This window comes from Lyngbya aestuarii BL J (genome assembly GCF_000478195.2).
Lineage (GTDB): Bacteria > Cyanobacteriota > Cyanobacteriia > Cyanobacteriales > Microcoleaceae > Capilliphycus > Capilliphycus aestuarii.
On sequence record NZ_AUZM01000028.1, the window covers coordinates 48,342 to 66,586 of the forward strand.

General features: G+C 39.5%; 14 protein-coding genes. 7 read left to right on the top strand and 7 right to left on the bottom strand.

Going from position 1 to position 18,245, the window contains the following annotated elements:
* Positions 1 to 84 precede the first annotated feature (84 nt).
* The 5 genes from M595_RS13575 to M595_RS13595 all read left to right on the top strand — a co-directional run bounded on the left by M595_RS13575 (position 85) and on the right by M595_RS13595 (position 5,447).
* Positions 85 to 525 (top strand): DoxX family protein, encoded by a 441-nt coding sequence (locus tag M595_RS13575; RefSeq protein WP_023066856.1) that lies wholly within the window; start codon positions 85 to 87, stop codon positions 523 to 525.
* 193 nt (positions 526 to 718) lie between these two features.
* The gene (locus M595_RS31175; protein ID WP_023066840.1) at positions 719 to 895 is read left to right on the top strand and encodes a hypothetical protein; all 177 of its coding nucleotides are present in this window, start codon (positions 719 to 721) and stop codon (positions 893 to 895) included.
* 504 nt (positions 896 to 1,399) lie between these two features.
* On the top strand, positions 1,400 to 4,297 hold the full coding sequence (locus tag M595_RS13585; RefSeq protein ID WP_023066855.1) for a calcium-translocating P-type ATPase, PMCA-type: 2,898 nt from the start codon (positions 1,400 to 1,402) through the stop codon (positions 4,295 to 4,297).
* Between the two features lie 25 nt (positions 4,298 to 4,322).
* On the top strand, positions 4,323 to 5,084 hold the full coding sequence (locus tag M595_RS13590; protein WP_023066824.1) for an SDR family NAD(P)-dependent oxidoreductase: 762 nt from the start codon (positions 4,323 to 4,325) through the stop codon (positions 5,082 to 5,084).
* Positions 5,085 to 5,168: 84 nt separating this feature from the next.
* Entirely contained in the window at positions 5,169 to 5,447 is a 279-nt protein-coding gene (locus M595_RS13595) for a hypothetical protein (RefSeq protein ID WP_023066858.1), read from the top strand.
* Between the two features lie 21 nt (positions 5,448 to 5,468).
* Here M595_RS13595 and M595_RS13600 read toward each other — a convergent pair whose 3' ends face one another.
* The 7 genes from M595_RS13600 to M595_RS13630 form a co-directional block, all read right to left on the bottom strand.
* Positions 5,469 to 7,442, bottom strand: coding sequence for a M48 family metalloprotease (locus M595_RS13600; protein ID WP_023066867.1), 1,974 nt, complete (start codon positions 7,440 to 7,442; stop codon positions 5,469 to 5,471).
* A complete protein-coding gene (locus M595_RS13605; RefSeq protein ID WP_040484085.1) occupies positions 7,442 to 7,969 on the bottom strand; it encodes a hypothetical protein in 528 nt (175 codons plus the stop codon). The genes M595_RS13600 and M595_RS13605 overlap by 1 nt, the downstream gene beginning before the upstream one ends.
* Before the next feature lie 55 nt (positions 7,970 to 8,024).
* Positions 8,025 to 8,750, bottom strand: coding sequence for a hypothetical protein (locus tag M595_RS13610; protein WP_023066854.1), 726 nt, complete (start codon positions 8,748 to 8,750; stop codon positions 8,025 to 8,027).
* Positions 8,751 to 8,779: 29 nt separating this feature from the next.
* On the bottom strand, positions 8,780 to 10,474 hold the full coding sequence (locus tag M595_RS13615) for an extracellular solute-binding protein (RefSeq protein WP_023066820.1): 1,695 nt from the start codon (positions 10,472 to 10,474) through the stop codon (positions 8,780 to 8,782).
* A 111-nt stretch (positions 10,475 to 10,585) separates the two neighbouring features.
* Complete coding sequence (locus M595_RS13620) at positions 10,586 to 13,219, bottom strand: ABC transporter substrate-binding protein (RefSeq protein ID WP_052001773.1); 2,634 nt, start codon at positions 13,217 to 13,219, stop codon at positions 10,586 to 10,588.
* Positions 13,220 to 13,238: 19 nt separating this feature from the next.
* A complete protein-coding gene (locus M595_RS13625; protein ID WP_023066826.1) occupies positions 13,239 to 14,180 on the bottom strand; it encodes a DUF1822 family protein in 942 nt (313 codons plus the stop codon).
* Positions 14,177 to 14,863, bottom strand: a complete 687-nt coding sequence (locus M595_RS13630) for a helix-turn-helix domain-containing protein (protein WP_023066875.1) — start codon at positions 14,861 to 14,863, stop codon at positions 14,177 to 14,179. The genes M595_RS13625 and M595_RS13630 overlap by 4 nt, the downstream gene beginning before the upstream one ends.
* 745 nt (positions 14,864 to 15,608) lie before the next feature.
* Between M595_RS13630 and M595_RS13635 the strand changes: the two genes are divergently transcribed.
* Both M595_RS13635 and M595_RS13640 read left to right on the top strand, forming a co-directional pair.
* On the top strand, positions 15,609 to 16,784 hold the full coding sequence (locus M595_RS13635) for a WecB/TagA/CpsF family glycosyltransferase (protein ID WP_023066829.1): 1,176 nt from the start codon (positions 15,609 to 15,611) through the stop codon (positions 16,782 to 16,784).
* Between the two features lie 281 nt (positions 16,785 to 17,065).
* A complete protein-coding gene (locus tag M595_RS13640; RefSeq protein ID WP_023066842.1) occupies positions 17,066 to 18,205 on the top strand; it encodes a serine hydrolase in 1,140 nt (379 codons plus the stop codon).
* The last annotated feature ends 40 nt before the right edge of the window (positions 18,206 to 18,245 follow it).

Sequence of the window (18,245 nt, forward strand, 5' to 3'; positions counted from 1 at the left end):
TAATCCAATAAACTGATATTTTGAACCAATCTCGGGAAAGCAAGTCAATAGTTATAGAAGATAACATCTACTCCCAGTAAAACCATGAAATTTAACGAGACTCCGATTTTACTTCGTCGTCAGGATATCATCTTAGCTTACACCCTGTTACGTCTGGTATTTGGGATTAACTTTATGGTACATGGGTTAGTCCGAATTGGTAATATTCCTGGCTTTGTAGCCTCCCAAGTGGCTTTGTATGAAGGATTACCTATCCCTGAGTTTATGATTTCAATTCCTGCTTTTTTTATTCCCATCGTTGAATTAATTGCGGGTGTTTTAATGATTATTGGCTTTCAGACTCGTAATGCAATTATTGCCAGTTTTGTGTTAATGCTTCCTTTAATGTTTGGAGTTTGCTTGCTTCAGAAATGGGATACAGCCTCCTCACAATTAATTTATTGTGTTGTGTTGTTTATCTTGTTAGCGGGTTACACTTTTAACCAAATTTCTATTGATAGCTGGCTCAGAAGTCGTAAGAATTAAAAGCTTAAACTTATTAGAGATTATTCAGGGAGAAGCCCAGATCATTCTCCCTTTTTTCTTCCTGTTAAAACTCCAATGGCTTGCGGAATAGTTCGAGGTACGGTATAACTTTAAGAAACCAACTCTGTTCCAGTCACAATTAATTGAGTTGAACCACCACAATCAAGCATCATCACTTTTTCCTGCATAACCTGTGGTGATTAATTTTCCATCTTGGGTTAAAACAAAACCGATAGAACAGTGGAATGTTGGTCGAGAATTTCGTCGTCGTTTGAAGCGAAGATTTGATCAAGTCGGAATTTCAATTGGTGTTCCTCGCTTGGAACTACAACCTAACTCTAATGGAAAAGAAATTAACCTTAAAGCATAATTTAGTTTTTACTTCTGATCATTTTGATACATTTTATTTGACTTAAAAAATTAACAATTTAAAGAGTGAGTCTATGGTGTTCAAGTGAGTTAAAATCTAAAAAATCTCTAAAATTTACCGCTCTCAAAAATATCAAAGTTTCAAATGTTATGATTGAGTTTCAATAAAAATCTAGAGTCAGTAAACCTGTTAGAATAGCGCATCTCATCCTTTAAGTTAACTCATGGCAGATATCAGGAATTTATACCTATGACTTTAGAGCAAAAAAGTTCACTCTGTTACAATTTTTTGGCAATTCTGCTAGGCTGAAGAAATATGCTCGTATACCGCGCTTGACTTCCTCACAACGAACTGAGCCTTCAGCTTGTGTATCAAAAAACTCCCCCCATCTGGGTTTAGTCGTTTTGTTACTAGAGAACCAAAGGTACATTCTCTATTGATCCTGAAGCGGTATTCAGCTTGTTTCACACGCACAGACACCGACCTACTCATCCAACACCTGACATGAACCACCTCAAAGGACTAACATCCGTAGAAGTTGAGGCGAGTCGCCAAGCTCACGGCTCCAATATTCTCACACCGCCTGAACGTGATCCGATTTGGAAACAGTTTTTAGAAAAATTTGATGATCCGATCATTAGAATTTTAATTACTGCTGCAATTATCGCCATTGTAGTCGGTATTTTTGAAGGAAATGCTCTAGAAGGATTCGGTATTATTGTCGCTATTTTACTGGCAACAACCGTTGCTTTTCTCAACGAATATAAAGCCAATCAAGAATTTAATATCCTCAATCAAATGAATGACGAAGTTCCAATTAAAGTCATTCGAGATGATAGCTTTACAACCGTCCCCAAAAAAGATATTGTGATCGGAGACATTGTTTTAGTGGAATTAGGCGAAGAAATTCCGGCTGATGCTCGAATTTTAGATGCTGTTTCTCTAAAGGTTAATGAAGCGAACTTAACGGGGGAATCGGCTTCTGTCAATAAAGTCACCGTGGCAACTTCCGATGATTGGCACGAAGATTTAGCTTATCCTCCGGATCAAGTTCTTCGAGGAACCTATGTCACCGATGGACATGGAGTTCTTGAAGTTATTGCAGTTGGAGATCACACCGAAATTGGTAAAACAGCACGTTCTGTAGCGACACAAAGTGATGTAGAAACCCCGTTAAATTTACAACTTGATCGTCTTAGCCGCTTAATTGGAGTCTTAGGATTAGCGATCGCCATTTTGATTGATATTGCTCTGATTGTACGCGGAATAATCACAGGTGAACTCAATCTCACGTTCTCCCAATGGTACATCATCACTTCTTTGTTTGGGAGTCTAACAATTGCTCTGATTCCCGTTTGGATGCCAATCGTTTCTGATGGTTTAGAACTCGCAGGAATTGATCAAAAATCTTCCGAAGACTCTGAAGAAAATAACTGGAGCGAGACTTTAAAAACCTTAAGTTTAGGATGTCTTCTATTCGCCACAACGACCGGAATTGGCTATGGATTAAACTGGATTTCAGGTTCTCCGACGCAATGGATACCGACTTCAGTCGCGGCTGAATTTCTCACCTATTTTATGATTGCTGTTGCCGTGATTGTGGTTGCAGTTCCAGAAGGATTAGCTCTTAGCGTTACCCTAAGTTTGGGTTATAGCATGGAAAAAATGGCGAAACAAAATAATCTTGTTCGTCGAATGCACGCCTGTGAAACGATTGGAGCGACAACCGTTATTTGTTCAGATAAAACAGGAACATTAACACTCAATCAAATGCGAGTGAGTAATTATGATTTTCCTTGTTTATGGAATAGTTCAGCCAAAGAAAATCCTCTCCTCGTTGAAGCCATTACAGCGAATAGTACCGCTAACCTCGAACGTCATCCCGGAGAAGCTTCTCACCCTTTAGGAAATCCCACAGAAGGCGCTTTATTACTGTGGTTAGCAGATTTTTCTGTTGATTATGTCACCTCTCGTGAACAGTTTGTTGTCACCCATCAACTTGCATTTACCTCCGAACGCAAGTACATGACAACTTTAGGAATTTCTCCCTCGACAGGTCGTTCGGTTCTTCATATTAAAGGCGCACCGGATATCTTGCTCTCCCATTGCAACCAAATTCTAACCCCCGAAGGTGTAACTTCTATTCAACTCCAAGAAAGAAATGAACTCTTAGAGGAGTTAAGACTTTATGAGTCGATGGGAAAACGAACCCTAGCATTTGCCTATATTCCTGAACCCACAATCCAACAACAAGATGTCAAATTAGAAGAACATGAAGACATGATTTGGTTGGGATTTGTTGCGATTGCTGACCCCGTTAGGCCAGAAGTTCCAGAAGCAGTACGAGAATGTTTGAAGGCGGGAATTAGTGTGAAAATGATTACAGGGGATAGTTTATTAACGGCTCAACAAATTGCTCAACAAATTGGCATTGCAACTCAAGATGATAGTCCCGATGTTTATATTATGGGTTCACAATTGCGTTTGATGGATGATGAAACCGCTCAATCTGTTTTGCAAAATGCGAAAGTCATTGCTCGGGTTCGTCCTCAAGATAAACAGCGAATTGTACAACTTTTACAAGCAAGAGGTGAAGTAGTAGCTGTCACCGGAGATGGAACCAATGATGCGTCGGCGTTATCACAAGCTCAAGTCGGTTTAGCAATGGGAAGTGGCACGTTTGTCTGTAAAGAAGCGAGTGATATTATATTACTGGATAATTCTTTTGGTAGTGTCGAACGAGCCGTATTATGGGGGCGTTCACTGTATCAAAATATTCAGAAATTTATTCTGTTTCAACTCACTATTAATGTCGCCGCTTGTGGGATTGCATTGTTAGGGCCATTTATTGGGATTGATTTACCCTTAACCGTCACTCAATTACTCTGGGTAAACTTAATTATGGATACCTTCGCCGCCTTAGCATTAGCCACAGAACCCCCGAGTCAAAAGGTGATGGAAATGCCGCCTCGGGATTCGCAAGCATTTATTATTTCTAAACCGATGGCAACCAGTATCTTTAGTGTTGGGCTAATTTTTCTGGTGTTTCTGATTGGATTTTTAGTTTACATTCAGCGAGATCAAGTTATTACTCCCTATGAATTGTCACTGTTTTTTACAACCTTTGTGATGTTGCAATTCTGGAATTTATTTAATGCAAGATGTTTTGGTTTGAAGCAGTCAGCTTTTAGCAATCTCTTTTCAAATTTGAGTTTTGTTGGCATTGCAGTTGTTATTTTAATCGGTCAAATTTTGATGGTTCAGTTTGGCGGAGAAGTCTTTAGAACAGTTCCACTCTGTTTAACCGACTGGCTAATCATTATTGGTGGCACTTCAATTGTTCTGTGGATAGGTGAGATTAGTCGATTTTTTGCTCGTCGATTAACAGTAAGTCAAAGTTAATTTATTGGATGAATGAATTTTAACCATGATTGATTTAACCGGAAAAGTTATTTTGGTAACAGGAGGAAGTCAGGGCATTGGGGCAGCAACAGTAAAAATCTTAAACCAAGCCGGAGCAAATGTCATTCTCCACTATGGAAATAGTCAAGAAAAAGCTGAAGAAATTGTACAAAATTTAGGGGAAGAATCTTGTTATTTAGTTCAGGAAAATTTAGCCGAAAAAAATGCAGCAATTGACTTATGGAAACAAGCGATTTCATGGAAAGGAAAAATAGATGTCATTGTCAATAATGCCGGAATAATTGTTCCCGCGAGTATTAATGATGAATTAGAAACTTGGAACCAAACTTGGCAACAAACACTGCAAGTCAATGTCATTGCGGTGGCTGACTTGTGTCGAGAAGCCATTCATCATTTTAAACAACAAAACGGCGGAATCATCATTAATATTGCTAGTCGTGCAGCCTTTCGGGGCGATACACCCGACTATATTCATTACGCCGCTTCTAAAGGAGGAGTTATTTCTCTGACTCGAAGTATCGCTAGAGGGTTTGCCCAGGATAATATTTTAGCCTATGCAATTGCTCCCGGTTTTGTTCGCACTGATCGAATTATTGATACTGCGATTCAAGCCTACGGAGAAGCAAACCTCACCAAAGATATTCCAATGGGTGAAATGGCATCGCCCGAAGATGTTGGTTATGTTGTGGCGTTTTTGGCGTCAGGTTTATCTCCCCATACGACTGGAACGACAATTGATATTAACGGCGCTTCCTACGTTCGTTAATTTGTCTTAAAAGCTTGTCATTTAGAGCTGATCATTTATAATGTTGGCTTGATTAATCTTTATGGGGAGTCACATCAATTCAAAATGTCTAATCTCAGCAAAATTTACTGTTTTCGGGCAAGTTACGAAGCCTCAATTGACTTAGATATCAATAACTTACCCGATTGGTTATCTGTCGCAATTAATTGGCAAGGATATCGGATTTCCACTCTCCCTTGGATTGCTAATGTTGCCCGTTTGCTCGGAAATCTAAATATTGAAGATCATCCCACCAGTTGGAAATCCTATCTGGAAAGTTTAGGGTTTAGAAATGTAACTCCGATATCGTGTGAAGATTTTCATGAGGATACATTGTACTGTTAATGGGTTGAAATTCAGTTAGAATTAAGGACTCACACGCTGCCATAATCGTTGAATTTCTCGCAGTTCATTCGGCTGAGGAGCATCTAAAACAGAGATTTGAGGATTGACTTGAGCGCCAGGAATATGTTGATTCCAGGGACTGTTAGCAACCGATTCTAGATTAACATTAGAATAAATCGGTCGAAAACCATACTGAACAAATACCTTTTGTTGCTCAGGTTCACTCAGAAAATCCACAAATTTACTGGCAGCATGAGCAGTCCTTAAATTAACATGATGACGCAAAATTGCAGCCGTTGCAACGCTTTCGATAGTGGGATTGAGATAATAGATTTGATAAGGTCTGCTTTGATTGATTCCCGCCTGTTGCCAACGAGATAAAGCAATACTTTCGTAAACAGTCGTCACATCAGCATCGTTGGGGCCGCGTGTGATAAATTCTTGCAATAAAATATCAGTTGAACGGGGCGGTTGATAAACAGATTGTTCGATCATTTTAAACAAAGATTCGGCGCTGGAAGTATTCAAGTTTAGCGAATTTCCCTGCTTGGAATTCAGCCACAAACTCAGCGTCACTTGACCACTATTAGAACGAGTCGGATCGGTCATTACAAAATCAAAACTTCCCCAATTCTCTTGTCCGCCCATTTTATCCCAGGTTTTCGCTTGCATTGCTTGTTCAATTCGTTGCCAAGAAAATTGATTATTGGGAAACAATATTTTACCTCTTTCCGGCCAAGCAATTCCGACTAAAAAGGTTTTGGCGATCGCTTGGGGAGGTTTGTAAAAGAGTTCACCATCATTTGAGACTTGCCAACGTTGACTTAATTCCTCTAAAAATTCTTGACTAGCTGGAATTAAAACTGTAGGCTTAAAATCATTATTTTGATGAATGTAATTATTCACCATATCCGATGAACCTTGAAACTTAAGTTCGAGGTTAATATTAGGATATTTTTGTTCAAACTTCGTTTCTAGTTGTTGTAAAGGTTCGGCGAGTTCGCTACCACTCACCACAACAATTTTCTGTTCAAGTCCGGGAATGGGTGCATAAGCTAAACCCACAACCAGACTCGCCAAAATCGTAGAAGTTATCAGTCGTTTATGTCGTTTAAGGGGAGAATTATTGTTCATTTTTGAAACCGTTTTTTGTCTCGTTTGCATTCCGAGTAACTGTTGAATTCGTGACTCCGTAGGAGGATGAGTTGAGAATAACTGATTAAACATTTTCCCCTGAAAGGGATTAATAATCAAAAGAGAAGCATAGGTCGCTTGGCTGGAAAAAGGGATTTTTTGACTCTTTTCTATTCGTTCCAATGCTTTCGCTAAAGCCCGGGGATTTCCGGTTAATGAAGCGGCTCCCGCATCGGCTGCATATTCGCGAGTTCGAGAAATCGATAATCGGATTAATGTTGCAGTAATGGGCGCTAAAAGAACCATTAACAGCAAGGAAAATTGACGCAAAGGATTTGCACTTCTTAAATTAAAAATACTGCCTAAAAAGACCGTAGTTCCCAACTGTGTTAACAGCGAAATGGCTCCGGCTAATGTGGCTGCAATGGTTACAATTAACGGATCTCTGTGTTTAATATGGCTGATTTCATGGGCGATAACTGCTTCTAATTCATCTTCGTGAAGCATTCTTAATAATCCCTCCGTTATCCCGATAACAGAGTTTTCTGGATTGCGTCCAGAAGCAAAAGCATTCGCCATAGATGACGGAATAATATAGACTTTGGGAACGGGTAAATCAGCACGATAACAGAGTAATTTAACAATCGGATCGAGTAATTTTTTTTCTGGGGAATTGGGAGAACGAGCCTGATAAACCGACAAGACAATTTTATCGGAATGAAACCAGAGATAAAAGTTGATTCCAATAGCAATAACTAAACCAATCCCCGCACCCATTACACCTCCAATGAGTAAATAACCCATGAGGATAATTAATCCAGTCAAGAAACCCAGTAATGCTGTTGTTTTAATGAAGTTCATTAGTTTTTTACTCCTTGGAATAAACGATAAAATAGAGTTAATACTCCCGGAACAAACCAAATAAAAACATAAATAATCCTTCCTAAATATTGTATTTTTATCCAGAAAGAAGAACCATGTAAAGTGACTACCGATGCTCCCGTATTGATACCCAATTCAATAATTTTCCCCTCATCTTCACGCGCTTTATAATCATTAGAGCCATAATCTTTAAAAAAAATCTCCTCGCCCTCTTTAGGGGTAATGTAGGCTTCATAGTTGATTTCTTTATAAGATGTACCTTCGGAATCTCTACGAATGATCTCCTTTGTTTTTACTTGAAAAGTTGATAGTCGAAAAGGAGGCGATGAATCTGATAAGAAACCGAATAGATATTGATTATCAAATTGACAAGTGACATAATTTCGTTCTAATCGTTCACAAGTTAACTGAGTTGAACTACCGAAGAACAGTATTAATATTGGCAAACCAATAACTGTTATCAATAGAGTATTTTTGTCGGTTGGTTTTGTCCTGGTTCTAGTCATACTCAAAGATTGCTAAACTTCTAACCTAATCTCTTGTAAAATTGCCGATCATTCCTCAATTAATAAAAATATCCAGATTGGCTTGATAATCATTCAGTTCATTACTCAAACTTCTCAATTCTTGCAAATCTTTTGAATTACTCAAGTCAGCCGTTCTCAACTTATTCTGAAGCTTTTGTAACACACCTGCCGAGTTTTGAATGCTCGTAGAAAGGCTAATAATTTTAGCTTCGCGAGTATCTTGACCCGCTTGAACTAACGCCATATTGCGTTCTAAACTTGCTGCTAACTGCTCCAAATTTTGACGGGTAATACCCGAACTCGAACGAATTTTACTTTTCACCTCTAAAAGCTGTTTTTCCAGTTCATTAACCGAGAGTAAAGACTCCTGTTCCGGTAAACGTTCGGCAATTTTATCAATTTTTTGGGGTAATTCAATAGTGCGATCGCAAATGTCCTGAACCGCCACCAAAACCTCGATATTAAAAGAGGTTTTATTCATTAACTTATTGGCTTCCTGACGCAATTCTTCGGCTTTGATAGCTAGATTTTGACTGGAGACTTTCAACAGTTCTACTTCTTGTTGTAGTTGCTGTTGAGCAATTGTTTTCGCCTCCGGTTCTCGGGATTTTAAAACCGATGCAGTCGCCACCGTAACCACTGCGACTGTAGGAAGGATAATCTTATTAGATAACCCCGCCAAACGAACACCCGCAACCAGAGTAATTCCTCCCATCAAAACAGCAATAGGATAATAGATTGGATTCGCTAATTTAATCATGTTCCCCTCCTTTATATATTTTCAATCCTTTAAAACTCAACTTGTAAATCTGCCATCAAAGTAGAAATCGTTTCCGGATCTCCCTGGCGATAATAACCGCTATTCAAGTCAGCAATTTCCTGTAAAACTGTTGAATTAAACTCGCCTTTTTTTCCATAGCCAATCGTAAAAAAGGCAATTCGTTGATCCGTATTAAAGCCTGTTTTTTTGAGTTCTTGTTGAAGTTTATCTAAAGAAATTTGAGATGCAGAATCTTCTCCATCCGTCAAAATAATCACCGCATTAATCGCATCCGGTTGTTGGTTTTGTTGCAGCCAAGTTTGAGCAGATAAAGTTGCATCATACAATTTTGTACCGCCTTCCGCTTTCAAATTATTAATAAATAGCATTCCTTGATTGCGTCCTTCTGACGTTCCATCTACCACAACAGGCGGGCGAATTTCCGAGTCAAAATCAATCAGCGCAATTCTTTCTTTCACCCCCAAACTTTCGATATAATATCGCAAAGTATTCTGAACTCCCGATAACTTTCTCCCCACCATTGAACCCGAAGAATCGACAACAATCACAACTTTTGAAGGTTTTTTTGCAAATTCTTGCCAAGACTTTAACATCGCCTCTACCACCTCCGGTTCCGGCGATCGCAAAGAATCATATCGAGCATTGGGATCGACTCCAAATTGAGGCGAAAATTTAGCCCCCAAAGCCACTCCCGGCACACCGGGCCTCAATCCAAATTCAGTTGCTATTTTTTGAGCTTCAGGCGATCGCAAATACTCAATTATTTGTTCTGCTGCGGCTTGTTCATCCGCACTCACCCAAGGCGCATTTGGCAAAATTGCTCGCATATTTGAAGTAAAAGTAGATCGGGGATAAATCGCTTCATACTGAACTAAATTACTTTTTTTATTTGTATTAGCCGCAATCACAGAAGACTCATAAACCGATGCAATTGACGCCCAAAATGAACCATTTTTCACCATATCAGAAGCCAAAGAATTCGTTGAAATTCCGTAGCGAGTAACTTTACTTTGAATTTGTTGAACTTGGGATTGATACTGCTGGATATTTTCTACAGTTAATTGTTCGGGGGGTTTGTTCGCAACCGAAGCAAATTGAGTCACTAAAGTTTGTAAACCGGAATTAGAACGAGTCGGCGCCGTTTGTACAAAATGAATGGGCAATAAAGGACTGTTGGGATCGAGATCTTGATGAGTTTTTGCATTCAGTAATGCTTGGTATAAATTCTCTTGTTTGCGTAATCCGACCGCGACTTCTGAAGGCACCATAAACACCATTGGACTATTTGCTAAAAGCGGCGCATCGGTGACTTGGGGAATGTAATTTTGTCCGGGGAAAATCTGATTAATTTGATAGCGGAGTTGAGTCAGATAAATGTCTCCATCTACAGAGATTAATGTCGGAAATTCGGGTGCTTCTGGGGGTAAAGTTCCGGCTTTGAATTGTTCGGCGAGAGAGACAACCTTACTCACAACATCTCCGCTCCCTTTGGCTTCACAACTTAGGTAAAAGGCTTGACCATTTTCTAGCTTATGTTTTTGTCGGTTAAACTGATGAGCCGCTTGGCTACAGAACTTTTCTAAAGCACTTCCAACTAAAAATTTAACCTCGATTTCTTCTCCACTAGAAGCAGAATTACAAGCATTAAGCAACAGCAGTCCTGATGCGACCATCAGACCTGTAATTAAGTGATGAGTTTTCATCGTTTGGTGTAGAATTTAATCTTCTACTACACTCTCAACCCCTCTCAGAGAATTTATGCAAAAATCTAAAATCCTTGAGTTTTGCCTCAGTTATAAATAAATAACCAGAGTTTAAAAACCGTTTAATTTAATAATTTCAAACATATTATCCTCCCCGTTATTTTTAACCACGACTAACACACTCTTCGTTGATTTAACATCATTTGAGGATTCAAAATAAATCTCTCCTTCTGCTCCTTGGGCGAAAAAATTCGGACTCGAAAGCTTTTGATAAAGCTGAATACGACTTAAATTTCCGCGACTTTCAATCAAGGCTTTAATTATCGCTTTAGTGGCATCATATGAAGTAGCAGTTCGCCAGTTTACAGAGCCTTTCCAAAAGCGTTGAGCTTGTTGGGAAAATTCAGAATCCGGTCTTCGATGCCAGGGAATGGCAATGGTAAGATTTCCGTTAAAAGCTTCTTCACCCGCATCTTTTAAAGTTCGGAAGCTGTAAACAGAATCTCCGCCTAAAAGTTGTAAATCTCCATTCGTATTGTTAATAATTCCAATCGCTTTAGTGAGGCTTTCATCTGTAGCTGGCACTAATAACAAGACTTCAGCACCCTGATCTTTTGCCTTTTCTACACAGTCCGCTGCACTAAAAACACGGCTCGATAAATCGCATTTTTGAACAAAAGAATTAGGATAGAGTAACTCCTCAAATTCATTGCTTAGAGATTCACTGTAGGCATTTCCCGAAACATAAGCAACTGCTACTTTTGCATCTTGTCCGAGTTGCTGACGCATATATTCAAATAACTGTTGAGCCGCCATGCGATCGCTCGGAACTGTCCGAAAAACATAACGACTAAAATTAGATAAACTCACCGAAGTGCTGGTGGGAGAAATCGCAACCAATCGATGTTTATCATAAATTTCTCCGGCTTTCAGTGTCATATCGCTCGAATAGTGACCAATCACCCCTAATATATTTTGATTGTTGACAAAAGCTTCAGCGACTTTTTCGGCAACTTTCGGGTCATATTCATCATCAGCAATTGTCACCAGTAAAAAAGTTTCATTGATGAAACCTTTGGTACAGTTAAATTGAGTTTGAAGTTCGGAAATTGCTTGATAAACTTCTTCCAAACCACAATTAATCTCAGTTTGAGCTTGAGCGACACCTCGTAAAATTTCTTGGGAAACATTGGGTTCACTGCCAATCGGTACACTCACACCAATTTCAACTTTTTTCCCCGTGTTCGTCTTGACTTTTTCTTGAATAATTGCATTATTCAAATAAATGAGAGTTTCCGGATCGTTAGGATTTTCATTCAGCGCCCGAATAAAATTATTGATCGCCCCTCTATAATCTCGATTATTGTAGTCAAGAATTCCGGCTTTCTTTGCAGGGTTTACATTAGATGAAATTAGAAGCTTTTCACCCTGGCTAATTTGATTTTCTATTTTTTGGGGAGTAAGATATTGAGGTTTGTCTACTAGAATCTGATAGAAAATAGACGCAAATATTGTAACTAATGCCAAACTCGCTGTTATCCCCAACGGTTTGATCCAAGCTTGTAGGAGGGCTTTAGGCTTAATAAAATCTTGCCAAATCAGCGAGTTGCTAGAAAGCGTGACTTCCTGTACGCAAAGGGTAGGCAGCCAGGAAACACCCGGATAAGACTTTTCAAAACCAGATTCAATCAGTCTTTCTCTCGAAAAATGAATCGAATGAAACAGCGATTTGTTGTTGCTAAATTCTTCAAAAAAATACTTCAAAAACTTGACCGCCACTTCATCAGGAATCGGTTCTCGCATCACAATACTTCGAGGTAAACCCAACTCCGCCAGTTGGTGGGCGAGTCCTAAACCATCGCAAGAATTGAAAATTGCCAGTTGTAACCCCTGTTTAATTGCTATTCCAAAAGAACTTTTAAATTCTTCAATGGAAATTGCATCCTGAGTATTATTTAATTCAATCTTGCCAATTGTTCCATCAGGATTGGAACAACTATGACCCGAAAAAATAAATAAGTGATAACCGTTTTCGTCTCGCAATGCTTGTGAAAGTTCTTCGCGAGTCGGTTGTTTTAAAAAAGTAACTTGTGCATTTTTTTTCTCTAAAGCTTGAATGACTTCTTCATCAAACTGAGTATTAATTCCTTCACTATTCCCAATTAAAGCTAACACTTTAACTTGAGAATATTGACGAATGGGCTGAATTCGTGTCCGGCTGCTTTGGAGACGAACCGCCACTTCCGCCTGAGGAAAACGATATTTGAATAAGTCCCATTCTTGCCAGGGAAGACGGCGCAGTTGAGAGTGGTCTGTATCGAGAAAAAGACGGGCTTCTTTTCCGGTTTTTTGTAAGTGACTGAGAACGGCAATTAATTCATCTCTCAGGGGTTGCCAAGCCGAATCTTGACAATTTAGCCATTCGTTTAAACTATTAACAACCGATTCTTTTTGCTCGGAACTTCTCGCTCTGGCTTCAGAATCGGTGATAATTTTTTTCGGGTTAATTCGATGACTAACAACCTGACGAACCGCTTCAAATTGACTGTAGGAATATTGCCACTGACTGTAAGCCTGATGACGATAATCGGAAGATTCAAATTGTACTTTTGAGGCTTCTAAATCACCGGGTAAAGCGGGCAAATAACCATCGAGGGAATTAATTTGAGCATCGCTCATCGCCAGCCGAACTCTAAATTTATTAACTCCCTGATCCCAGAATACAAGCACTTTGATAACTGTCATTCTTCTAACCTTAATTAACTTAAATCTTAAAATTTTCGATAATCTTATCTTGATTTAAGGTGATTTGTAAACTAAATTGTTCCTGCGGTTTACAACCGACTTCCAACTCAATCCACTGATCTTCTTCTCTGGCTTGAGTCTTCATACAAGCGACTCCAGATTCATCGAGTACACTCACCTCCAAACCCGCAGGTAAATAAATGTTGTCTTCAAAGGAATAAAGTCTCATTTTAACATCAACTTCTTCTGTAGAATTTTCGCTGACTCTTACAGTCAATAAAATAGCTGGCTTGGTGGGATCATTTTCCCATTGAATCACTTTACCTCGAATAAAGCTTTGTTCTAAGGACTTCGCAGTTCGGAAATTAGCCTCTCTTGCTGGTACTGAATTTGAACTTCTGACTGCATTCGGAATAGGTAATAATTGTATCGGTTGCCATTCAGATTGAGTTAGGTTTTTCCACAAATTTTTCCATTTGCGATGCCATTCAATTGTATCAATTAAATGATCAAGGGAATGAAGCTGATTGAGAGGGATAGATTCAGGAGGACAAGCAATTTCTTGAGCGGAAACAAACCCTAATAACTTGACTTGTTGGAGGTCTTCACTCAACTGAACCGTAACATAACCTAAACGGTTATCAGCAACTTCTGGAGAAATTTCTAAATGATCTTGATTGGGTAAAATCGGAATACATTCTAGTTTACCTAAATGAGGTAAAACTAAGTCAGCTACATTCAACATTGCCCTTTTAGTAGGATGCCAACAGTCTCCTTGATCAATTGCAGTAGAAATGGATAACCATCCCAGATAATCTCGCACCGCAACAACCGCTAATGTATTGAGATAAACCTGTTTTCCTTTCTGCGGAGTAGCTTGTTCTCTAGCAAATTGTTGGGCAAAACGGTGAGCATCTTGGCTAATCGGAACAGGTAAAGTTAAAGAGAAAGTTTGGTTCATTTTTCTAGTCCAAAGCGTTTGCTAATTTGATCACCAATCGTTTGTAATAAAGGAAGACATTTCCGCTTCCAGTGAGAGTAAAGCGTTTGGTTGCTGATATTATATTCTCGGGCGATCTCAGAAATTTTATGAGGAGGTTGTTGTAAAAGTAGGCGTATTGCTAAAATTTGGCAATGACATTCTGGTTGTTTTTTGGGATAACAATTTTTGAGCAGATTTTCGGGATCTTTTTCAATATACTCCCACACTGTATCCCCAATACTTAAACGTCTTTCCTTTTGAGTTTGTTCGATCCATCCCTCAAGATTGGTGATGGCATTTGGATCTTCTAAGCGATCCATTAGAGTGGTTGATTCTCCCTCTTTGTTGCTGATTGGACGATCTAAACTTGGAGTATGATTAGTCGTAAACAAATCTCTAACCCTCCATTTTAAATAACCATTAATCCAACGAATAAGGCTCTGCTCAATAGAAGGAGGACGGGGTTCAAAAGATTGAATGTTTTTACACACCCATTCTAGGGTACGATTGAGCGCCTCAGAATAGTCCCGATGGGAGGATCGGTATAAATCTGGATGTCCTTGGATGATAATCAGGAGTCGAGTTAAGGCTTTGCGTCCTTTGGAACTGGTGTGTTCAAATTGCTGGAGTTGCTCGATTAAGTCTTGAATTTGTTGATCCACAGCGCGCGCTCTCCTCTGTAGCTGCATCTCTATATGGTTTTGTTGTGGGTGATAAACCCGAAGATGCTTTGAGTGTAACGGACAAGGAGGAGACAAAGAGTAGTATGGCTCTCTTAGTCGGGTTCGTGTCATAAAATTGATAGACTGATTAGGATATACTGCAATATCAGTGAGGTCAGTCAAATTTATGAACAGTTTGCTCAATGTGATTTTCGGCTAAATCTCAAAACCCATAAAGCCAAGTATTCAAGGCTTCTGAGAGCTTCATCCGCTTGATCCTCAACTTCGAGATTTCAGTTGATTTAGACGAATATACGGATGTTAGTGTACAAGGAAAATCTCATCACTTCCCCAAATTCACTAATTTTTACTTCTCAATCATGTCCAACTCATGTCCCAATCTTTACCGAAGCTTTACACAGAAAGCCTTTAAACTTTACAAAAACATCTAGTATCTTTACAATAAATACTCCTATAATTGCAGTTAAGAGAAGCGAAGCATTAATTGAACTTTAGAAAAGATTTGACATCTAAAATCTTGGTTAAAGAGCGATTAGTGAATCAATTCAGGAACGCATTCAGACGGAAATTGAAGCTGTTGGTGTCTCGATATCAGCAACTAAACTTCAAGTGAAGCTTCCCATACAAAAGTTCACTCCCTGCCCCAGTGCAAAATCCTACACTGATCACAGAGAGTTAATCGGGGGATCTAATCAATCTAGCCATTTAGTCATAACTTTTACCTATGAATACCGTTAAAATTCTTAATGTAAATATTGATAACCTGTCTACCGATGAGCTGCTTGAGAAGTTAGGTCAACAGGGTGGTGTTGTTTTTACACCGAATGTCGATCACTTGATTAATCTTCAACGGGATGAAGAGTTCTACAAAATCTATCAAAACTCAGATTACAAAGTCTGCGATAGTCAAGTCTTATATTATGCCTCTCGCCTTCTCGGTCAACCTTTACGTGAAAAAATATCAGGCTCTGATTTATTCCCCGCTTTTTACAGATATTATAAAAATTGCGAAAATACGACTATCTTTTTGCTCGGTGCAGGGGTCGGGGTAGGTGTTCGCGCTCAAGAAAAAATTAATAGCATAGTCGGGCGAGAGATGGTGATTGATACTTATTCTCCGCCCTATGGTTTTGAGAAAGATGAAGTTGAATGCCAAAGAATTATTGATCGAATCAACCAGTCCGGAGCCACTGTATTAGCGGTTGGTTTAGGGGCACCCAAGCAGGAAAAATGGATCGTTAAGCACAAACACAAGCTTAAAAATATTCGCATCTTCCTGGCAATTGGAGCTTCTATTGACTTCGAGGCGGGTGAAAAACCTCGTTCGCCGGAATGGATGAGCGAACTGGGAATTGAATGGCTCTATCGTCTCTCCTGCGAACCCAAACGACTCTGGAAACGCTATCTAGTTGATGATCTTCCCTTCGTATGGTTAGTGATTAAGCAATGGCTCAACCTGTATAGTTCACCTCAGTTTTCCCTGTTCTCCTCTGTAGCCCAAGGTTTGCAGATGCCGTTATTAGGTCAAGTCTTGCAAGAAGCAGGTTTACTCACTCCCGCTCAAGTCAATCGGGTTTTAGAGGCTCAGGCGAAACAACCTCATCTTCGATTTGGAGAGATTGTCGCCAATCAGGGATGGGTTCATCAAGAAACGATCAACTTCTTTGCTGAACAGTTACCGCAGGTGGCGATGGAATCCCGAAAGCAGCCGATTGGTTACTACTTGAAACAGGCTCGGTTGCTCGACGAGCGGCAAATCGAAGCGATTTTGAGCGAACAAAGCACAACTCAGATGCGTTTTGGAGAAATCGCCGTTGAGAAGGGATGGCTGAAGAACGAAACCGTTGACTCTATCTTACGTTATCTCCAAGGTGACTTAAGCGATGTGATCGCTGCTTAATCATCCCTAAGCCGAACAGATATTTCTCGTGATCAACTCAAAAGCCAGAGCCTTGCTCTCGGCTTTTTTATGACTTATAGACAATTTTAGGATAGGATTGTTTATTGACAATATTAAATTAGAGTTTGCGATCAACTTGTAGATCTACAAAAAACCCCAAGCAAATACGCCTGAAACTGAACTCCAATTTTTCCAATAAGAGGTACTATATTGTAGTATTGTTTTGCGTTTTGCATCGAGTCCATTTCCCTATTCCTGTTTCGGTGTGACAACACCACTTTATGATTCACCCCAAACGCCGTACCTCTCAATCTCGAATTCACCGATCTCGAATTCACTATGCTCGAATTTTCTTACTAACGATCGCCATCACATTTATCGGTTCAACGGCGATCATGCTTGCGAAAACAGTGCTGTCATCGTCTCCAACAAAATCGATTCGTTCGACTCCAACTGTATTATCCAATGCTCATGGTAGCTTGGTCTATAATATTCGACAACTCCCTCAACTGATTGAGAGCGAAACCCTTCAGAAGATTGTCGATGAAACCGTTAAACTCGCAGCAGATAAACAACTCCCCACCGATTCTTTATCCATTACTTTAATCGACGTTAGCGGTTCAAAAATTCATACCTATGCAGGTTACAATAATGCAGTTTTGAGATTTCCAGCGAGTGTCGCTAAGTTATTCTGGTTGGTTGGTTTCTTGGGTTATTCCGAAGCAGGTCTTGTTAAAGACGAATCTGCCTATCATGTCGATTTATCAAATATGATGCGGATTTCAGATAATGATTCAGCCAGCCGCATTTTAGATAGTATTACCCGGACAAAATCGGGAGAAGAGTTAGAAGGAAAAGCGTTAGAGACTTGGATTAATAAACGTCATCAAATTAATATTTTTTTTAGAGAAGCCGGTTATACCGGGATCAAACTTACGGTCAAAAATTATCCCCTTGTTAATGGAGACGAAAAACCAGCCGGACGAGATTTTCAACTTTGGAAAAATTCATTTTTGGCGGGTGGAAATCGCATAACGACCGATCAGGCGGCCCGTCTCATGTATGAAGTTTACACCAAACAAGCCATCTCGGAAACCGCCTCAACAAAAATCGCCTATTTGCTAACGAGAGACTTAAACCCCGAAGCTTGGAAAGATGAACAACCGAATTCTATTGAAGGATTTTTAGGGGAGTCTTTACCCACTAATATTTATTTTGGTTCAAAAGTCGGTTATACCAGTCATTCCCGCCAAGAAGTGGCATTTATCAGAACAATGGATGACAAAGCTATTTACATTCTAGCGATTTTTGCGAATAATTCTGCTTATGCAGATGATGAAGAAATTTTCCCGGAGATGTCCCGTTATATTTTTGATCGCCTCAACGGTTCCCCTCCGCCCTCGACTTCCGATCGCGATTAATGTTAAACTAAAAATAGAAATAATCCCTCTCCTAATCTGT